This is a genomic window from Achromobacter sp. AONIH1, assembly GCF_002902905.1.
Classification (GTDB): domain Bacteria; phylum Pseudomonadota; class Gammaproteobacteria; order Burkholderiales; family Burkholderiaceae_B; genus Achromobacter.
The window spans coordinates 3,809,726-3,827,658 of record NZ_CP026124.1 but is presented as its reverse complement, the minus strand read 5'-3'; the positions used below and the strand labels follow the sequence as shown (position 1 = coordinate 3,827,658).

Here is a 17,933-nt window from a genome sequence, read left to right as displayed (position 1 = left end):
ACAAAGGCCGCGCGACCCGATGGGCGGCGCGGCCTGAGCCGGACGACAGGAACGCGTCAGAGCGCTTCTTCGTCGGCTTCGCCGGTGCGGATGCGGATGGCCTGCTCGACCGGAGTGACGAAGATCTTGCCGTCGCCGATCTTGCCGGTGCGCGCGGCCTTGACCACGGCCTCGATGGCCTGCTCGACACGGTCGTCGGGCAGCACCACCTCGACGCGGATCTTGGGCAGGAAATCGACCACGTACTCGGCGCCGCGGTAAAGCTCGGTATGGCCCTTCTGGCGGCCGAAGCCCTTGACCTCGGTGACGGTCAGGCCGCTGACGCCGACCTCGGCCAGCGCTTCGCGAACTTCGTCGAGCTTGAAGGGTTTGATGATGGCGGTGACTTGTTTCACTTTGCTTGTCCTGGTTTTTCGATCTGCGTGGAAGGCCGGGCGCGGCCGGGGCGCTCGCGGCGCCTATTTGCCGATGGCTTCGCGGAATCCGTTGGTGACAGGATAACGCCAATCCCGGCCGAACGCGCGCGGCGTGATGCGCGGTCCGGGCGGCGCCTGGCGGCGCTTGTACTCATTGATGCGGATGAGGCGCACGACCTGCTCCACCGCCTCGGGCGGATAGCCGGCGGCGACGATCTCGCCAGCCGATTCGTTGTGTTCCATGTAGCGTTCCATGATGCCGTCCAGCACATCATAGGGCGGCAGGCTGTCCTGGTCGGTCTGGTCGGGACGCAGCTCGGCCGAGGGCGGCCGGGTGATGATGCGCTCGGGAATGACCTCGCCGTCGCGGTTGCGCCAGACGGCCAGGCGGTAGACCAGGGTCTTGGGCACGTCCTTGATGACGGCGAAGCCGCCGGCCATGTCGCCGTACAGCGTGCAATAGCCGGTGGTCATCTCGGACTTGTTGCCCGTGGTCAGTACCAGGCGGCCGGTCTTGTTGGACAGGGCCATCAGCAGCGTGCCGCGCACCCGCGCCTGGATGTTCTCTTCGGTGGCGTCCACCGGCAGGCCGGCGAACTGCCCCGCCAGCAGGCCCTCGAAGGCGTCCACGGCCGGGCCGATGGCGATGTCGTCATAGCGCACGCCCAGCCGCCGCGCCATGTCGGCGGCGTCGATCTGGGAAATGTCGGCGGTGTAGCGCGTGGGCATCATGACGGCGCGCACATTGTCGGCGCCGATGGCGTCCACCGCCACGGCCAGCACCACGGCCGAATCGATGCCGCCGGACAGGCCGATGATGGCGCCGGGGAAACGGTTCTTGCCCAGGTAATCACGCACGCCCAGCACCAGCGCGTTCCAGACCTGCTCTTCCAGGCAGTACGGCGCCACGTCGGCCTGCGCCGAGGCCGGCTTGACGCCGCCCTGGGCGTCGACCTCGACGAAATTCACGCCCTCGGCGAAATCGGGCAGGCGCGCCGCCGGCTCGCCGGCGGCGTCCAGCGCGAAGGACGCGCCGTCGAACACCAGTTCGTCCTGGCCGCCCACCATGTTGGCGTAGATCAGCGCGTAGCGGTTCTCGCGGGCGCAGCGACGCGCCACTTCCAGCCGCTCTTCCTGCTTGCCGGTGTTGTACGGCGAGGCGTTGGGCACCAGCAGCACCTGGGCGCCGGCCTGGGCGGCGGCGCGCGGGGCTCGGTCGAACCAGATGTCCTCGCAGATGTTGACGCCGAAGCGCACGCCCTTGACGTTGAACACCAGCGCTTCGCCGTGAGCCGAGAAATAGCGCTGCTCGTCGAACACCGAATAGTTGGGCAGCTCGCGCTTGCAGTAGGTGCCCAGCACGCGGCCCTCGCACAGCACCGAAGCGGCGTTGTACAGGCGGCCCTGGCGCGCCTGGACGTGGCCCACCAGCACGTGCAGTCCGGCCAGCCCGGCCAGATCCTGCCGCAGGCGGTCCAGCACGTCCTGCTGGGTCTGGACGAACAGCGGGCGCAGCAACAGGTCCTCGGGCGGGTAGCCGGTCAGGACCAGCTCGGGCGTGACCAGCACGTCGGCGCCTTCGGCATGCGCCTTGCGGGCGGCCTCCAGCACCTTGGCGGCATTGCCCGCCAGGTCCCCCACCAGGGCGTTGATCTGCGCAATTCCTACACGGGCGGCGCTCATGGACAGCGTTTCCAAATACGTGACAATCGATCGGAAAATTATCGCATGAGGCGGCCTGGGCGGGCGGCCGGGGCTAGCGTGGCAATTCCTGCCCCTGCGGCCCGACGCCGTCGCGGCCCATTTCCCGCATCGCGCTCTCGCGCAGGCGGCCGCCCATTTCGCCGATGTCCGCGCCGGAGGGCTGCTGGTACAGGCGCATGCCCAGCTCGGGCAGGATGGCCAGCAGGTGGTCGAAGATGTCGCCCTGGATGCGCTCGTATTCCACCCAGGCGGTGACGGCGGTGAAGCAATAGACCTCGACCGGGATGCCATCGGACTGAGGCTCCATCATGCGCACCATCATGGCCATGTCCTGGCGCACCTCGGGATTCTGCTTCAGGTAGGCCAGCGCATACATGCGGAAGGTGCCGATATTGGTCAGGCGGCGGCGGTTGGCCGGCACGGCGGCCTGCTCGCCCATGTGCTGGTTGGCCTGGGCGATGTCGCTGGTCTTGGCCTGCAGGTAGTCGCGCAGCAGCCGGAAACGCATCAGGCGCCCGGCTTCCTCGTCGGTCAGGAAGCGCACGCTGGCCGCGTCGATGCGCAGCGTGCGCTTGATGCGGCGCCCGCCCGACTCGAACATGTGGCGGTAATTGCGGTAGCTCTCGGAGAACAGCTTGTAGGTCGGCACCGTGGTGACGGTGTTGTCCCAGTTCTGCACCTTGACCGTGTGCAGGGCGATGTCCTTGACGAAGCCGTCGGCGTTGGACTGCGGCATCTCGATCCAGTCGCCGATGCGCAGCATGTCGTTGCTGGTGAGCTGGGTGCTGGCCACCAGCGACAGCAGCGTGTCCTTGAACACCAGCAGCAGCACGGCCGACAGCGCGCCCAGGCCGGAGATCATCCACAGCGGCGAACGGTCGATCAGGATCGAAAGCACCAAAACGGTGCATATGGCCATCAGCACCAATTTGCCGATCTGGATATAGCCCTTGATCGAGCGCGTCTGCGCCCGCGTGGTGGCCGAATAGGTGTCCTGCCAGGCGCTCAGCACGCCGGACAGGGCCACGAACACGCAGATCCAGGCCCCGGCGTGCGCCAGCCGGCCGACGATCTCGGCGGCGCGGTCCACGTGCGGCACCAAGTCGATGCCCATCGACACCACGGCAAAGGGCACGGCGTACCACAGGTTCTGGTAGGCGCGGCGGCGCTGCAGCGCCTTGTCCCAGTCGTCATGGCCGGTCAGCACCAGCAGGCGGTGAGCCAGCAGCAGCACCACCCGCGCCACCACCCACTGCACGAACAGGGCAGTCAGCACCAGCACGCCGACGCCGATCAGGGTCTGCGCCCAGACTTCCTTCGGCAGCTGGGCGTCGATTTGGGTCACCAGGTCTTCCCAGTCCATGGGCATAGGGTTTCCACTCACTCAAACGGATCGAATCAAAGCCGAATTATCCGACACCCGTTCCCGTGCCGGGGTTCCTCGGACCGACACGGCCCGCCGGCGCCGCCCTGGCCCCCGCCGGAGACAGCGCCGCGCGCCGGCGTCCGGCCCGCGGACGCCCCCGGCAGGCCCTATAATCCCGCCCATCATGGCAAACACCCCCTCCCCCGACCAAAACCAGTTCGCCAACAAGGCGCAAGCCTGGTCCGCCCGGTTCTCGGAACCGGTTTCCGAACTCGTCAAACGCTACACCGCGTCCGTGGATTTCGATAAGCGCCTGGCGCGCCACGACATCCAGGGTTCGCTGGCCCACGCCGACATGCTGGCCGCCCAGGGCATCATCAGCGCCCAGGACCTGTCCGACATCCAGCGCGGCATGGCCCAGATCCGCGCCGAGATCGAGGCCGGCAGCTTCCAGTGGCTGCTGGACCTGGAAGACGTGCACCTGAACATCGAGAAGCGCCTGGTGGAGCTAGTTGGCGATGCGGGCAAGCGCCTGCACACCGGCCGTTCGCGCAACGACCAGGTCGCCACCGACATCCGCCTGTGGCTGCGCGAGGAAATCGACACCCTGATCGAGCTGCTGCGCCAGCTGCGCCGCGCCCTGGCCACGGTGGCGCTGGACAACGCCGGCACCATCATGCCCGGCTTCACCCACCTGCAGGTGGCCCAGCCCGTCACCTTCGGCCACCACCTGCTGGCCTACGCCGAGATGTTCGGCCGCGACGCCGAGCGCCTGGCCGACTGCCGCAAGCGCGTCAACCGCCTGCCGCTGGGCGCGGCCGCGCTGGCCGGCACGTCCTACCCCATCGACCGCGAGCGCGTGGCGCGCACGCTGGGCTTTGATGGCGTCTGCCGCAACTCGCTGGACGCCGTGTCCGACCGCGACTTCGCCATCGAATTCTGCGCCGCCGGCGCGCTGGTCATGACGCACGTCTCGCGCCTGTCCGAAGAATTGGTGCTGTGGATGAGCCCGCGCGTGGGCTTCATCGACCTGGCCGACCGTTTCTGCACCGGCAGCTCGATCATGCCGCAGAAGAAGAACCCCGACGTGCCCGAGCTGGCGCGCGGCAAGGCCGGCCGCGTCAACGGCAACCTGGTCGCCCTGCTGACCCTGATGAAGGGCCAGCCCCTGGCCTACAACAAGGACAACCAGGAAGACAAGGAAGGCCTGTTCGACACGGTGGACACGCTGCGCGACACGCTGACCATCTTCGCGGACATGGCCGGCGGCATCAAGGTCAAGGCCGACAACATGCGCGCCGCCGCGCTGCAGGGCTTCGCCACCGCCACCGACCTGGCCGACTACCTGGTCAAGCGCGGCCTGCCCTTCCGCGACGCCCATGAAGTCGTGGCCCACGCCGTGCGCGACTGCGAACAGCGCGGCTGCGACCTGGCCGACCTGACGTTGGCCGAGCTGCAGGCCTACAACGCCGGCATCGGCGAGGACGTACATCAGGTATTGACGCTGGAAGGCTCGGTCGCGGCCCGCAAGCACGTGGGCGGCACCGCCCCCGAGCGTGTCGCCGAGGAAGCCCGCCGCGTGCTGGCGGAGACGGCTGGCGAATAACACCCGCCGCGCATCCGCAGCGCCACGACATCGGCCCTGGACAATTCCAGGGCCGATTTCTTTTGTGCCCAAGCCCGCCGCCCCGCACGCCGTGGACCCCTTCGGGGATCAGGGGCATTGAGCGGCCCGCCCCCGCAGGCTCCTATACTCAAGCGTTTTTTTGCGCCGACGCTCCCGCCGCCACCTGGCTGCGGAACGTTCGCCGCAAGCCGGCTACCCCCGAAAGCGCGATCACGCCGTTTTCCCAGCCTTTGGCGTCGCGCCCGACAGGATCCCACTCCTTCCTCGACCCCGACGCCACATGCCGACCGCCGCCTCAGCCAGCACACCCGCCCCCGCCGACGAAGAAGGCTTCGACATTCCCCGCCGGTATTTCGCGGCGGCGGCCATCCTGATCGGCGTGCTGATGTCGGCGCTGGACAGCTCCATCGTCAATATCGCGCTGCCCACCATCTCGGCCGATCTCGGCGTCAGCGCCGCCTCGGTCATCTGGGTGGCGAACGGCTACCAGGTGGCCAGCGCGGCGGCCATGCTGACCTGTGCCTCGCTCGGCTCCCGAATCGGCGAACGGCGCTTCTACACCGCCGGACTGGCGCTGTTCACGATCGCCTCGCTGGGCTGTGCGCTGGCGCCCAGCTTTCTTGTCCTGGTGGCGATGCGCATCCTCCAGGGCCTGAGCTACGCGGTGCTGATCAGCGTGGGCTACGGCATGTACCGGGTGATCTTCCCGGCGCGATCGCTGGGCACCATCTTCGGCGTGAACGCGCTGGTATTCGCGGTAGGCACGGCGCTGGGGCCGGCGCTGGGCGGACTGCTCGTGTCGTATGCCTCATGGCCCTGGCTGTTCTACATCAACCTCCCGCTCGGCATCGCGGCCATCGCCTTCTCGCTCATGGCGCTGGGCAAGGACACGCAGCGCGAACGCGGCTTCGACGTGCTCGGCGCCGCGACCTCGGCGGCGGCCTTCGGCCTGTTCGCGCTCGCCGTCGACCAGATCGGCCGCTGGAGCAACCGCAGCGTGCTGCTGCTCGCCGGCGCAGCGGCGGCGCTGGCGGTTGTGTTCGTCCGTAGCCAGACCCGCGCCCGCAGTCCGCTGCTGCCGCTGGACATCTTCACATCGCGCCGCTACAGCTTCGCGGTGCTGACCTCGGTCACCATGTTCGTCTCGCAAGGCATCGCGCTGGTGGCGCTGCCCTTCGTGCTGCAGGCCGCACACGGCTACAGTGTGCTGGAATCCGCGCTGGTGTTCACGCCCTGGCCCATCGCGGTGGCGCTGTGCGCGCCCATCGCCGGCCGGCTGGTGTACCGGCTGAACGCGACCCAGGTCTCCAGCGCCGGCGTTTTCATGTTCTGCCTGGGCCTGGGCTCGCTCATGCTGCTGCCGGAACACGCGACGATCACGGACCTGGTGTGGCGCATCGCGCTGTGCGGCATGGGCTACGGCTTCTTCCTGCCGCCGAACAACAAGGAAATGTTCGCCAACGCGGCGCGGAACCGCACCGGCACGGCCTCTGGCGTGCTGTCGACGGCCCGGACCACGGGCCAGTCCATCGGCGCGGCCCTGGTCGCCGTCGTGATCGCGCTGACGGGCGGCATCGGCGACGGCGCGGGCGCGTCGTTTGCCACATATGTGTTCGCCCTGGCCTGTGCGATCGCGGCGCTGTCGCTGGTCGCCAGCCTGGCGCGGGTGTATCGGCGGCGGGATGGGGCGCAATAGGCCTCCCTCACTCGACCCTCACCCCCTCCCCCAACATTTCCAGCGTCGCGTCCACCTTCGGCAGCAGTTGCCGGCTGGTCTGCCAGACCAGTCGCAGCGGCAGGCCCGGCGCTTCCCAGCCGGGCAGCACCTGGACCAGGCGGCCGTCGCGCAGGGCGTCGCCGGCCAGCCAGGTCGCCAGCTGGGCGATGCCGCAGCCGGCGATCACGGCGTCGAGCTGGGCCTCGGCATCGCCCAGCGTGATCGCGCCTTCGATCGGCATGCTGCCCATGGCGGCGGCCAGGCCGGCGGGCGGCATCTCGCCCAGCGGCACGCGCCAGGCGGCCGCGCCATCGGCTCGTGCGTACGCCACGGCATCATGGCGCGAAAGTTCGTCCACGTCCTTCGGCGCGCCACGGCGGTCCAGGTAGTCCGGCGCGGCGCAGAACACCAGCCGTTCCACGCCCAGCTGGCGATGGCTCAGGCCCGGCATGCGCCGGTCGGGGCCGCCGATCCGCACGGCCAGGTCGATGCCCTCTTCCGCCAGGTCCACGAAACGGTCGGTGAACGTGACGCGCGGCTGCAGCCGTGGATGGCGGCGCGCGAATTGCAGCAGCAGGGGCAGGACCTTGCGCTTGCCGAAGGTGGCGGGCAGGTCCACGCGCAGGCAGCCCGCCGGCTCCTGCCGCTGCGCGGCCAGCGCCGCCTCGGCTTCCTGCAGCTCGTCCAGCACCCGCACGCAGGTCCGATGAAAGGCCGCGCCCGCGTCCGTCAGCGCCAGCCGCCGGGTGCTGCGCTCGAACAGCCGCGCGCCCACCCGATCCTCCAGCCGCGCCACGCTCTTGCCGACGGCCGACGCGCTCAGGCTGAGGCGGTCGGCGGCGGCGGTGAAGCTGCCGGCGTCGGCGACGCAGACGAAAACCTCGATGCCTTTCAGGCGTTCAGACGGGATCATTCCAGGCGCTCCAAGGGGTCGTGCTTACCCCGATACAGGAATTAAATTCCTAAATCTAAGGAATATATACCTTGGATAGGATTTTCATTCTTCAATATCGTTCAGGGCTGGATACACGCAACCCATCTGCCCCATGCCACACCCGATTTCCCCCGCCACGCCGGCCACGGCTTCCGGCCCGGCCATCATCATCCTGGCCCTCGCCGCCTTCGTCATCGTCTCCACCGAATTCCTGATCGTCGGCCTGATCCCGGCGCTGGCGCGCGATTTCGGCGTGTCGGTCCCGCAGGCCGGGCAACTGGTCGCGCTGTTCGCCTTCACGGTCATGCTGGCCGGCCCGCCGCTCACGGCCGCGCTGGCGCACGTGGAACGCAAGCGCCTGTTCGTCGCCATCCTGCTGGTCTTCGCCGGCGCCAATGCGCTGGCCGCGCTGGCGCCGAACCTGTGGGTGCTGGCGCTGGCGCGCTTCATTCCTGCGCTGGCGTTGCCGGTGTTCTGGGGCACGGCCAGCGAGGCCGCCGCGCGCATGGCCGGGCCGCTGCGCGCGGGCCAGGCCGTGTCGCGCGTCTACCTGGGCATCTCCGCCGCCCTGCTGTTCGGCATCCCGATCGGCACGCTGGCGGCGGCCGCCATCGGCTGGCGCGCCAGCTTCTGGGGGCTGGCGGCGCTGTCGTTGCTGCTGGCCGCGCTGATGGCGCGCCACATGCCGGCGCTGAGCCAGTCCGCCAGGACGCCCCTGCGCGACCAGGCCCGCATCCTGAAAGATCCTCTGCTGCTGGCCCATATCGGCCTGTCGGTGGCGGTGTTCACCGCCATGTTCACCGCCTACACCTACCTGGCCGACATCCTGGAGCGGCTGGCCGGCGTGGCGCCAGCGCAGGTCGGCTGGTGGCTGATGGGCTTCGGCGCGGTCGGCCTGATCGGCAACGCGTTGGGCGGCAAGGCAGTGGACCGGCATCCGCTGCGCGCCACGCTGGCCTTCACGCTGCTGCTGGGCCTGGGCACGCTGGCCAGCATGCCGCTGGCCGCAAGCCTGGGCGGCCTGCTGCCGGCGCTGGCGGCCTGGAGCATCGCCAACACCGCGCTCTATCCCATCTGCCAGGTGCGCGTGATGCAGGCCGCGCCGCAGGCCCAGGCGCTGGCCGGCACGCTCAACGTGTCCGCTGCGAACGCCGGCATCGCGCTGGGCGCGGCGCTGGGCGGGCTGGCGATTCCGCGCTGGGGCCTGGACAGCGTGGGCTACGCGGCGGCGGCCGTGGCACTGCTGGCGGCGCTGATGATCGCGCCCATCGCGCGGTTGCGGCCGGCGCGTCCTGCCTAAATGGACCGCCGCGACCAGCCCGCCGCCGTCCGGGCCTGCCCGGCGGCGTCCGCGCGCGGCGTCGCCGAGTCCTTTATGATCCCGCCATTCCAGCATTCTCAATGGCATCCATGGATTCCTTCCGCGCCTTGTCCCGCCGCATCGGCCCGAGCCTGCGCCTTGCCCCCCTGGTCGCGCTGTGCGCGCTGTCGCTGGCCGCCAGCCACGACGCATCCGCACAGACGGCACGCAAGCCCTCGCCCTACGAAATGCGCCTGGAAGGACCGCCCATCGAGTCCGGCCCGGACGACCCCAAGGCGCCGGCCTACCTGGACCGCGTCGGCAGCCGCGAGGACTTCATGCGCCTGGCGCGCGTCTACAACCCCGACACGCCGCTGGAGATGCCGCACCTGATCTTCGTGATCGACCGGCGCCAGGCCAACCGCATCTACTACATCAACACGCCGCGCTACGTGCTGCACGAGCAGTTCGCCCGCCGCGAGGGCCTGGCGCCCAAGCTGGACAAGGCCACGCTGATCTCGCAGTACAAGGATCCCAAGCGCCGCTTCCTGTTCGGCACGCTGAGCTGGCAGCGCGACCTGCCCGGCTATACCTACGAATTCTGGGAGGGCGACCGGCTCACGCCCGAGCTGCTCAAGCAGACCGATGACGTGGTGCGCGCCTCGTTCTATGAAGCGCCGCGCTTCAAGGCCAACTCCACGCTGCACGAACAGACCGCCGAACGCGCCGGCCTGGCCTTCGTGACCCAGGAGGCCCTGCTGCGCGAGCAGCCCTTCCTGCCGCTGAACACCGGCCGCGCCCAGGGCCGGCTGCGCATCATCAAGTCGGTGGAGCAGACCGGCGACCTGTCGCCCCAGGACATCCTGGTGCTGGACGAGGTGCCGGTCTGGCTGCCGCCGGTGGCAGGGCTGGTGACGCAGCGCCCGTCCACGCTGCTGTCGCACGTCAACCTGCTGGCCAAGGGCTGGGGCATCCCCAACGCCTATGTGCGCGATGCGCAGGCGGCGCTGCGCCAATACGACGGCCAGTGGGTGGAGCTGAATGTGAGCGCGCAGGACTACCGGGTGCAGCCAATGGCCCGCCCCGACGTCGTCCCCCACGTCACGCCGCCCAAGCAGGCCGCGCGCAAGCTGCCCAAGCCGGACCTGTCGGTGACCGCACTGAAACCGCTGTCCGCCCTGAAAGCCCGCGACAGCCGCTACTGTGGTGTCAAGGCCGCCAATCTGGGCGCGCTCAAGTCCGCCCTGCCGCCCGCCACCCGCGTGCCGGACGGCTTCTGCGTGCCCTTCTCGCAATACGAGGCCTTCATGCGACGCCTGCAGGTGGCGCAGAAGATCGCGGCGCTGGAACAGCGCCACGATTTCCAGACCGACGCCAACGCGCGACGCGAAGCCTTGGCGGCGCTGCGGGCCGAGATCGCCGGCGCCGAGCCGGACGCGGCGCTGGCGCAATCCTGGCTGGCGCAGTGGAACAGCCAGCTCAAGGGTCAGGGCGTGTTCGTGCGCAGCTCGTCGAATTCGGAAGACCTGCCCGGCTTCAGCGGCGCGGGCCTGTACACCACGGTGCCCAACGTGACCCAGGCCGAGGCGCTGGCGCGCGCGGTGCAGACCGTATGGGCCTCGGTTTACAACTTCGAGGCCTATGAGGCGCGCCGCGCGGCCGGGCTGGGCCAGGACGCCGTGGCGATGGCGGTGCTGGTGCAGCTGGCGGCGCCATCGGACAGCTCGGGCGTGATGATCACGCGCGATCCCTTCGACGCCGGCCGGCGGCACGTGACCTACATCTCGGCCAAGCGCGGCCTGGGCATCAAGGTGGTGGAAGGCAAGCGCCAGGCCGAGCAGGTGATGTATTCGAGCTGGTCCAAGGCGGTGCAGGTGCTGAGCCGCTCGGCCGAGGACACGCAGCTGGTGCCCGACGCCGCCGGCGGCGTGCGCGAGGTGCCGCTGCAAGGCTCGCGCCAGGTACTGACGGATGCCTTGATCGCGCGGCTCGCTACCGTGGGCCGCCAGGTCAAGCAGGCGCTGGGCGGCGCGGACCAGGACATCGAATGGGCCGTGGTCGGCGACGAACTCATCATCCTGCAGTCGCGCCCCTACGTGGACGGCTCGGCCCGCAAATGAATATGGCCCGGGACGGCCTGACGCCGTCCCGGGCCATATGGGCAGTGCGATGCGCTAGATGTGCAGCGCGTGGCCCAGCGCCTTGAGCGCCGCTTCCTGCACCGCCTCGCCCAGCGTGGGATGGGCGTGGATGGTGCCGGCCACGTCTTCCAGCGTGGCGCCCATCTCCAGCGACTGCGAGAACGCCGCCGCCAGTTCCGACACGCCGCGCCCGACCGCCTGCCAGCCCAGCACCAGGTGATTGTCGCGCCGCGCGACCACCCGCACGAAGCCGTCGGTGGACTCCAGCGTCATGGCGCGGCCGTTGGCGGCGAAGGGGAAGGACGCCACCAGGCAATCCAGCCCCGCCGCCTCGGCCTCGGCCGGCGACAGGCCCGCCGTCACCACTTCCGGATCGGTGAAGCAGACCGCCGGGATCGCGGCCGGCTGGAAGTGGCGGCGCTTGCCCGCCACCAGCTCGGCCACCATCTCGCCCTGCGCCATGGCGCGGTGCGCCAGCATGGGTTCGCCGGCCAGGTCGCCGATGGCCCAGACGTCGCGCATCGAGGTGCGGCACTGGTCGTCGATCAGCAGCGCGTTGCCCTTGCGGTCCAGTTGCAGGCTTTCCAGCCCCCAGCCTTGCGTGCGCGGGCGGCGTCCCACCGCGATCAGCACGCGGTCGGCGGCCAGCTGCGTCTCGGCGCCGGCGGCATCCTGCAGCCGCACGGCATTGCCTTCGGCGTTCAGGCCCAGCACCTTGCGGCCCAGGTGCAGCTCGATGCCCATGCGCGCCAGCGCCGCCGCCACCGGCTTGGTCAGCTCGGCGTCGTAGGTGGGCAGGATGCGGTCCTGCGCTTCCACCACGGCCACCTCCGCGCCCAGCTTGCGGTACACGGTGCCCAGCTCCAGGCCGATATAGCCGCCGCCGACCACCACCAGCTTCTTCGGGATGCTGTCGGGCGACAGCGCCTCGGTGGACGAGACCACGATGCCGCCGAACGGCACCGAGGGCAGCGGCGTGGGCTCGGAGCCGGCGGCCAGCAGCAGGTTCTCGCACTGGATGCGCAGGCGGCCACCGTCGGCGGTCGCCACCTCGACGGTCTTGCCGTCCAGCAGCGTGGCCCAGCCGCGCACCACTTCGACGCCGTTCTTCTTCAGCAGCGCGCCCACGCCGCTGGTGAGCCTGGAGACGATGCCGTCCTTCCAGACGACGGTGCGCGCGATGTCGATGGACGGCGCCTGCACCGAGATGCCCAGCGCCGACTCGCCGGCGTAGTGGCGCGCCTTGTCGAATTCCTCGGCCGCGTGAATCAGCGCCTTGGACGGGATGCAGCCGATGTTCAGGCAGGTGCCGCCCAGCCGGTCGCCTTCGACCAGGATGGTGGGCACGCCCAGCTGACCGGCGCGGATGGCGGCCACGTAACCGCCCGGGCCGCCGCCGATCACCAGCAGGCCCGTTGTTTTTGTGATCTGGCTCATGCTTACTCCACGAAAAGCAGCGCGGGTTGTTCAAGCAGCGCGCGCACCGCCTGGATGAAGCGCGCCGCGTCCATGCCGTCGACCACGCGGTGATCGAACGAGGACGACAGGTTCATCAGCTTGCGCGCCACCACGGCGCCGTTGCGGATGGCCGGCCGCTCGACGATGCGGTTCACGCCCACGATGCCCACCTCGGGATGGTTGATCACCGGCGTGGTGACGATGCCGCCCAGCGGCCCCAGGCTGGTGATGGTGATGGTCGAGCCGGACAGCTCGTCGCGGCTGGCAGCGCCGGTGCGCACGGCCTCGGCCAGGCGGATGATCTCGGCCGCCATGGACCAAAGGTCGCGCGCCTCCGCGTGGCGCATCACCGGCACCATCAGTCCGCCGTCGCTTTGCGTGGCGATGCCGATGTGGACCGCGCCGTAGCGCGTGACCACGCCGGCCTCGTCGTCGTAGCGCGCATTGATCTGCGGGAAATCGCGCAGCGCCACCACCATGGCGCGGGCCAGCAGCGGCAGCAGCGTGAGCTTGCCGCGCGTGGCGCCCCACTTCTGGTTGAGGCTGGCGCGCAGCTCTTCCAGTTCGGTCACGTCGATTTCCTCGACGTAGCTGAAGTGCGGAATGCGGCGCTTGGACTCGGCCATTTTCTGCGCGATCTTCCTGCGCAGCCCGATCACCGGCACGTTTTCCTCGTCGTTGCGCTCGGCATAGGCCACGCCGCCACGGGCCTGGCCCGCCGCGCCCTGTCCTTGCAGATAGGCGTCCAGATCCTCGTGCAGGATGCGGCCGGCCGGGCCGCTGCCGTGCACATAGCGCAGCTCGATGCCCAGGTCCCAGGCGCGCTTGCGCACGGCGGGCGAGGCCAACGGCTTCTCGCCAGGCTGGCGCGCGACAGCGGCGGGCGCTTGCCGCGCGGGCTTGGACGGCGCCGGCGCGGCGGCCTTGGCGGGCGCAGCCGCCACAGCCGCGGCAGGCTTGGGCGCGTCGACGGGCGCTTGCGGCGCGGCGGCAGGCGCGGCTGCGGCGGCGGCCGGCGCCTTGGCTGGCGGCGCGTCCGCGCCCGGCTTGAGGTTGCCCTCGCCTTCGACTTCCAGGCGGATCAGTTCACCGCCCACGGCCATGACCTGGCCCACTTCGCCGCCCAGCGCGACCACGCGGCCGACCACCGGCGCGGGAATCTCGACCGTGGCCTTGTCCGTCATGACGTCGGCCAGCGGCTGGTCCTCGGCGACCATGTCGCCGACCTTCACATGCCAGGCGACCAGTTCGACTTCCGCGATGCCTTCGCCGATGTCGGGCATCTTGATGACATGAATACCCATTCTCTCAACCCTCCATCGCGCGCTTGAACGCTTCGCCAACCCGGCGCGGGCCGGGGAAGTACGCCCATTCCTGCGCGTGCGGATACGGCGTATCCCAGCCGGTCACGCGCTCCACGGGCGCCTCCAGGTGATGGAAGCAGTGTTCCTGCACCAGCGCGATCAGCTCGGCGCCGAAGCCGCAGGTGCGCGTGGCTTCATGCACCACCACGCAGCGGCCGGTCTTCTTGACCGAGTTGACGATGGTGTCCAGATCCAGCGGCCACAGGCTGCGCAGGTCGATGACCTCGGCGTCGATGCCGGTTTCCTCGGCCGCGGTCAGCGACACGTGCACCGTGGTGCCGTAGGTCAGCACGGTCAGCGCGTTGCCGGGCCGCACGATAGCGGCCGAATCCAGCGGCACGGTGTAGTAGCCGGTGGGCACCACGCTGCCCGGCCGTCCGGTCCAGGGCGTGACGGGCCGGTCGTGATGGCCGTCGAAGGGGCCGTTGTACAGGCGCTTGGGTTCCAGGAAGATCACCGGATCATCGTTCTCGATGGCGGCGATCAGCAGGCCCTTGGCGTCGTAGGGGTTGGACGGCATGACCGTGCGCAGGCCGCAGACCTGCGTGAACATGGCCTCGGGGCTCTGGCTGTGGGTCTGGCCGCCGTAGATGCCGCCGCCGCAGGGCATGCGGATCGTCATCGGCGCGATGAACTCGTTGACCGAGCGGTAGCGCAGGCGCGCCGCCTCGGACACGATCTGGTCGGAAGCCGGATAGAAGTAGTCGGCGAACTGGATCTCGCACACCGGCCGCAGGCCGTAGGCGCCCATGCCCACCGCCACGCCGACGATGCCGCCCTCGGAGATCGGCGTGTCGAACACGCGCGAGCTGCCGTACTTGGTCTGCAGGCCTTCGGTGCAGCGGAACACGCCGCCGAAATAACCCACGTCCTGGCCGAACACCACCACGTTGTTGTCGCGCTCCAGCATCACATCCATGGCCGAGCGCAAAGCCTGGATCATGGTCATCGACGCGGACGCCGGACCGATATTGTTGTCGCTTGCCATGATCAGACTCCGAGCTGCTGGCGCTGCCGGCGCAGGTGCTCCGGCATGTCCTTGTACACGTCTTCGAAAATGCTGGCGGCGCTGGGGACGTGGCCGTCCACCAGGGTGCCGTAGCTTTCCGCTTCCTTTTGCGCGGCCAGGATCTCGGCGTCGAGTTCGGCGCGCACGGCTTCGTGCTCGGCTTCGGACCAGATGCCGCGCAGGATCAGGTGCTTCTTGAAGCGTTCGATCGGATCGCCCAGCGGGAAGTGGTTCCAGTCGTCGCCCGGACGGTACTTGGAAGGATCATCGGAGGTGGAGTGCGGGCCGGCGCGGTAGGTCACCCATTCGATCAGGGTCGGGCCCAGATTGCGGCGGGCGCGCTCGGCGGCCCAGCGCGAGGCCGCGTACACGGCCAGGAAATCGTTGCCGTCCACGCGCAGCGAGGCAATGCCGCAGCCCACGCCACGACCGGCGAAGGTGGCGCCCTCGCCCCCGGCGATGGCCTGGAACGTGGAGATGGCCCACTGGTTGTTGACCACGTTCAGGATCACCGGAGCGCGGTACACATGGGCAAAGGTCAGCGCGGTGTGGAAGTCGGCCTCGGCGGTGGCGCCGTCGCCGATCCAGCCGGAGGCGATGCGCGTGTCGCCCTTGATGGCCGAGGCCATGCCCCAGCCCACCGCCTGGATGAACTGCGTGGCCAGGTTGCCCGAGATGCTGAAGAAGCCATTCTCGCGGTCGGAGTACATGACCGGCAGTTGGCGGCCCTTGAGCGGGTCGCGCTCGTTGGACATGAGCTGGCACATCATGGTGACCAGCGAGACCTCGCGCGCCAGCAGGATGCTCTGCTGCCGGTAGGTCGGGAAACACATGTCGCCCTGTTCCAGCGCCAGCGCGTGGGCCGACCCGATGGCCTCCTCGCCCAGGCTCTGCATGTAGAAGGATATCTTCTTCTTGCGCTGCGCGGTCAGCATGCGACCGTCGAAGATGCGCGTCTTCAGCATGGTCCGCATGCCGGCGCGCAGCAACTCGTCGCTGATGTCCGGCGCCCACGGGCCAACGGCCTGGCCGTCCTCGTCGATCACGCGGATCAGGCTGTAGGCCAGATTGCCGGTGTCGATCGCGGCGACATCAATGGGGGGTTTGGGAACCTCGCCGGCGGGCGAGACGCGCAGATAGGAAAAGTCTGTCTTGCAACCCGGACGCCCTGTGGGCTCGGGGACGTGCAACTTCAACGGCCCGTACTGGCTCATAAATTGTCTCCACGCTTGATCGTGTCATGCGCTTATTTTTTGCCACGGATACGGAACAGGGAGGTAGCCTTGCACCGCATCGACGCCGGCTCGACCACTAGATGATGTTCGCGGCCGGCCGGTGAAAGACGATAGCACACTCACAGGTACAGTTGGACGATCCGCACGGACCCTGGCGCCAGCGGGGATATCCCTCCCGCAGGCCACGAATGACAGGCGCGGGCGCGCCCTCAGCCCGCCAGCAGCCGCTCGACCCGCGCGGCCACGTCAAGCAGCCGCCAATCATCATGCCAGCGGCCGCAAAGCTGCAGGCCGATGGGCAGCCCCAAAGACGACCGCCCACAAGGCAGCGACAGCGCGGGGTGGCCGCTCAGGTTCATGGGATAGGTGTAGGGATACCAGGCGCCGCGTATGGTCCCCGCCGGCTTGCCGGCGATCTCGACAATGCCATTGGGATCCTGCGTAACGGACAAGGGCGGCGCCGACAGCGTCGGCGATACCAACACATCGTGGCGCTCGAATACTGCCTGCAACGCGGCGAACGCCTGCGTGCGCGCCGCCCACGCTTCCAGAAGCGCGTCCGCGCCGTGCAGGCGGCCCCGCTCCACCGTCGCCACCAGCGAAGGATCCAGGCGGTCCCGAAACGTCTCCAGCCTCGCGCCCACGCGCGAGGCCGTCACTGATTCCAGGATTACCAGGAAATGCCGCTCCAGCGACACGAAGTCCAAGGAAACCGGCTCCACCCGCGCGCCATCCGCCTCCATGCACCGAACAACGGCGTCCGTGGCTGTCAGCACTTCCGGATCCACCGGATTGCCACAGGAAGGCAGATACGCGACACGCAGGCCCGCCAGCGACGCGCCTGCCGGCGCAGCAGGCGCCGGCAGCGCCAGTTGGCCATAGGGATCGCGGCGGTCCGCGCCTTGCAGCACGCCATATAGCAAGGCGGTATCGGCAACGTTGCGAGCCATCGGCCCCACATAGGAATTCGCGCCGAACAGGTCGGCCGGCTGCAGGTTGGGAATCGCGCCCAGCGTGGCCTTCATGCCCACGATGCCGCAGCACGAGGCAGGAATGCGGATCGACCCCCCGCCATCGGTCCCAAGCGCCAATGACCCCATGCCCGCCGCCACGGCCACCGCAGCGCCGCCGCTGGAGGCGCCGCAGGTATAGCGCGCATCGACGGGGTTGAGCGTGCGCCCGAACAGGGGCGCGTCCGTGCTTTGCTTGTGGCCGAATTCGGGTGTGGTGGTCTTGCCGATGAGGATGGCGCCAGCGGCCTTCGTCCGCGCCACCGCCACCGCGTCCTCGCGCGGCACGAAATGTTCGAAGAGGGCCGAACCCATGGTGGTGCGCACGCCGGCAGTCAGGGTCAGATCCTTGACCGAATACGGCAGGCCATGCAGCGGTCCCAGCGCATCACCCCGTCGCACCGCCGCCTCGGCGGCGCGCGCCTCGGCCAGGGCGGACTCCGCCGTCACCGTGATGAAAGCATTCAGGTCGGCCCGCGCCGCGATGCGGTCCAGCGCGGCCGACACCGCCTCCACCGGCGACACTTCGCCGCATCGGACCAGCTCGGCCAGCGTCAAGGCATCCATGTCCATCAAGTCGTCCATCATTGCTCCCCTGTCATAAAGTGTTGCGGTCATTTGCGGGCGCGGGCGCGGGCGCGGGCGCGCGTCG

13 protein-coding genes are annotated in these 17,933 nt (G+C 69.3%); 4 read left to right on the top strand and 9 right to left on the bottom strand.

Annotated elements, in window-relative coordinates; all coding sequences use genetic code 11:
* Nucleotides 1-56: 56 nt before the first annotated feature.
* The 3 genes from C2U31_RS17590 to C2U31_RS17580 form a co-directional block, all read right to left on the bottom strand.
* Nucleotides 57-395: a P-II family nitrogen regulator gene (locus C2U31_RS17590; RefSeq protein ID WP_103273941.1), complete on the bottom strand. Its 339-nt coding sequence runs from the start codon at nucleotides 393-395 to the stop codon at nucleotides 57-59.
* Nucleotides 396-458: 63 nt separating this feature from the next.
* Nucleotides 459-2,099: an NAD+ synthase gene (locus C2U31_RS17585; protein WP_103273940.1), complete on the bottom strand. Its 1,641-nt coding sequence runs from the start codon at nucleotides 2,097-2,099 to the stop codon at nucleotides 459-461.
* A 73-nt stretch (nucleotides 2,100-2,172) separates the two neighbouring features.
* The gene (locus C2U31_RS17580; protein WP_369869789.1) at nucleotides 2,173-3,483 is read right to left on the bottom strand and encodes a mechanosensitive ion channel family protein; all 1,311 of its coding nucleotides are present in this window, start codon (nucleotides 3,481-3,483) and stop codon (nucleotides 2,173-2,175) included.
* Nucleotides 3,484-3,670: 187 nt separating this feature from the next.
* On the opposite strand from C2U31_RS17580, the gene argH reads away from it, so the two are divergent.
* Together argH and C2U31_RS17570 are read left to right on the top strand one after the other, a co-directional pair.
* Nucleotides 3,671-5,092 carry an argininosuccinate lyase gene (argH, locus tag C2U31_RS17575; RefSeq protein ID WP_103273938.1) on the top strand — a complete coding sequence of 474 codons (1,422 nt, stop codon included), beginning with the start codon at nucleotides 3,671-3,673 and terminating at the stop codon, nucleotides 5,090-5,092.
* A 301-nt stretch (nucleotides 5,093-5,393) separates the two neighbouring features.
* Nucleotides 5,394-6,809, top strand: coding sequence for an MFS transporter (locus tag C2U31_RS17570; protein WP_103273937.1), 1,416 nt, complete (start codon nucleotides 5,394-5,396; stop codon nucleotides 6,807-6,809).
* A 7-nt stretch (nucleotides 6,810-6,816) separates the two neighbouring features.
* Here C2U31_RS17570 and C2U31_RS17565 read toward each other — a convergent pair whose 3' ends face one another.
* Nucleotides 6,817-7,743, bottom strand: coding sequence for a LysR family transcriptional regulator (locus tag C2U31_RS17565; RefSeq protein WP_103273936.1), 927 nt, complete (start codon nucleotides 7,741-7,743; stop codon nucleotides 6,817-6,819).
* A gap of 133 nt (nucleotides 7,744-7,876) precedes the next feature.
* Here C2U31_RS17565 and C2U31_RS17560 point away from each other — a divergent pair, with 133 nt between their 5' ends.
* Both C2U31_RS17560 and C2U31_RS17555 read left to right on the top strand, forming a co-directional pair.
* Nucleotides 7,877-9,064, top strand: coding sequence for an MFS transporter (locus C2U31_RS17560; RefSeq protein WP_103273935.1), 1,188 nt, complete (start codon nucleotides 7,877-7,879; stop codon nucleotides 9,062-9,064).
* 110 nt (nucleotides 9,065-9,174) lie between these two features.
* On the top strand, nucleotides 9,175-11,184 hold the full coding sequence (locus C2U31_RS17555; protein WP_103273934.1) for a PEP/pyruvate-binding domain-containing protein: 2,010 nt from the start codon (nucleotides 9,175-9,177) through the stop codon (nucleotides 11,182-11,184).
* A 54-nt stretch (nucleotides 11,185-11,238) separates the two neighbouring features.
* On the opposite strand, the gene lpdA is transcribed toward C2U31_RS17555, so the two are convergent.
* The 5 genes from lpdA to C2U31_RS17530 form a co-directional block, all read right to left on the bottom strand.
* On the bottom strand, nucleotides 11,239-12,642 hold the full coding sequence (gene lpdA, locus C2U31_RS17550) for a dihydrolipoyl dehydrogenase (RefSeq protein WP_103273933.1): 1,404 nt from the start codon (nucleotides 12,640-12,642) through the stop codon (nucleotides 11,239-11,241).
* 2 nt (nucleotides 12,643-12,644) lie between these two features.
* Nucleotides 12,645-13,967: a dihydrolipoamide acetyltransferase family protein gene (locus C2U31_RS17545; RefSeq protein ID WP_103273932.1), complete on the bottom strand. Its 1,323-nt coding sequence runs from the start codon at nucleotides 13,965-13,967 to the stop codon at nucleotides 12,645-12,647.
* A gap of 4 nt (nucleotides 13,968-13,971) precedes the next feature.
* The gene (locus tag C2U31_RS17540; RefSeq protein ID WP_103273931.1) at nucleotides 13,972-15,015 is read right to left on the bottom strand and encodes an alpha-ketoacid dehydrogenase subunit beta; all 1,044 of its coding nucleotides are present in this window, start codon (nucleotides 15,013-15,015) and stop codon (nucleotides 13,972-13,974) included.
* Between the two features lie 2 nt (nucleotides 15,016-15,017).
* The gene (locus C2U31_RS17535) at nucleotides 15,018-16,250 is read right to left on the bottom strand and encodes a 3-methyl-2-oxobutanoate dehydrogenase (2-methylpropanoyl-transferring) subunit alpha (protein ID WP_103273930.1); all 1,233 of its coding nucleotides are present in this window, start codon (nucleotides 16,248-16,250) and stop codon (nucleotides 15,018-15,020) included.
* Nucleotides 16,251-16,480: 230 nt separating this feature from the next.
* Nucleotides 16,481-17,869 carry an amidase gene (locus C2U31_RS17530; RefSeq protein WP_103273929.1) on the bottom strand — a complete coding sequence of 463 codons (1,389 nt, stop codon included), beginning with the start codon at nucleotides 17,867-17,869 and terminating at the stop codon, nucleotides 16,481-16,483.
* Nucleotides 17,870-17,933 lie beyond the last annotated feature (64 nt).

Bases quoted from the DNA above. Each gene is read 5' to 3' on its own strand.
- C2U31_RS17545 (WP_103273932.1), bottom strand. From the start codon at position 13,967: ATGGGTATTCATGTCATCAAGATGCCCGACATCGGCGAAGGCATCGCG.
- C2U31_RS17560 (WP_103273935.1), top strand. From the start codon at position 7,877: ATGCCACACCCGATTTCCCCCGCCACGCCGGCCACGGCTTCCGGCCCG.
- C2U31_RS17585 (WP_103273940.1), bottom strand. From the start codon at position 2,099: ATGAGCGCCGCCCGTGTAGGAATTGCGCAGATCAACGCCCTGGTGGGG.
- C2U31_RS17570 (WP_103273937.1), top strand. From the start codon at position 5,394: ATGCCGACCGCCGCCTCAGCCAGCACACCCGCCCCCGCCGACGAAGAA.
- argH (WP_103273938.1), top strand. From the start codon at position 3,671: ATGGCAAACACCCCCTCCCCCGACCAAAACCAGTTCGCCAACAAGGCG.
- C2U31_RS17580 (WP_369869789.1), bottom strand. From the start codon at position 3,483: ATGGACTGGGAAGACCTGGTGACCCAAATCGACGCCCAGCTGCCGAAG.
- C2U31_RS17555 (WP_103273934.1), top strand. From the start codon at position 9,175: ATGGATTCCTTCCGCGCCTTGTCCCGCCGCATCGGCCCGAGCCTGCGC.
- C2U31_RS17535 (WP_103273930.1), bottom strand. From the start codon at position 16,250: ATGAGCCAGTACGGGCCGTTGAAGTTGCACGTCCCCGAGCCCACAGGG.
- C2U31_RS17540 (WP_103273931.1), bottom strand. From the start codon at position 15,015: ATGGCAAGCGACAACAATATCGGTCCGGCGTCCGCGTCGATGACCATG.
- lpdA (WP_103273933.1), bottom strand. From the start codon at position 12,642: ATGAGCCAGATCACAAAAACAACGGGCCTGCTGGTGATCGGCGGCGGC.
- C2U31_RS17565 (WP_103273936.1), bottom strand. From the start codon at position 7,743: ATGATCCCGTCTGAACGCCTGAAAGGCATCGAGGTTTTCGTCTGCGTC.
- C2U31_RS17530 (WP_103273929.1), bottom strand. From the start codon at position 17,869: ATGATGGACGACTTGATGGACATGGATGCCTTGACGCTGGCCGAGCTG.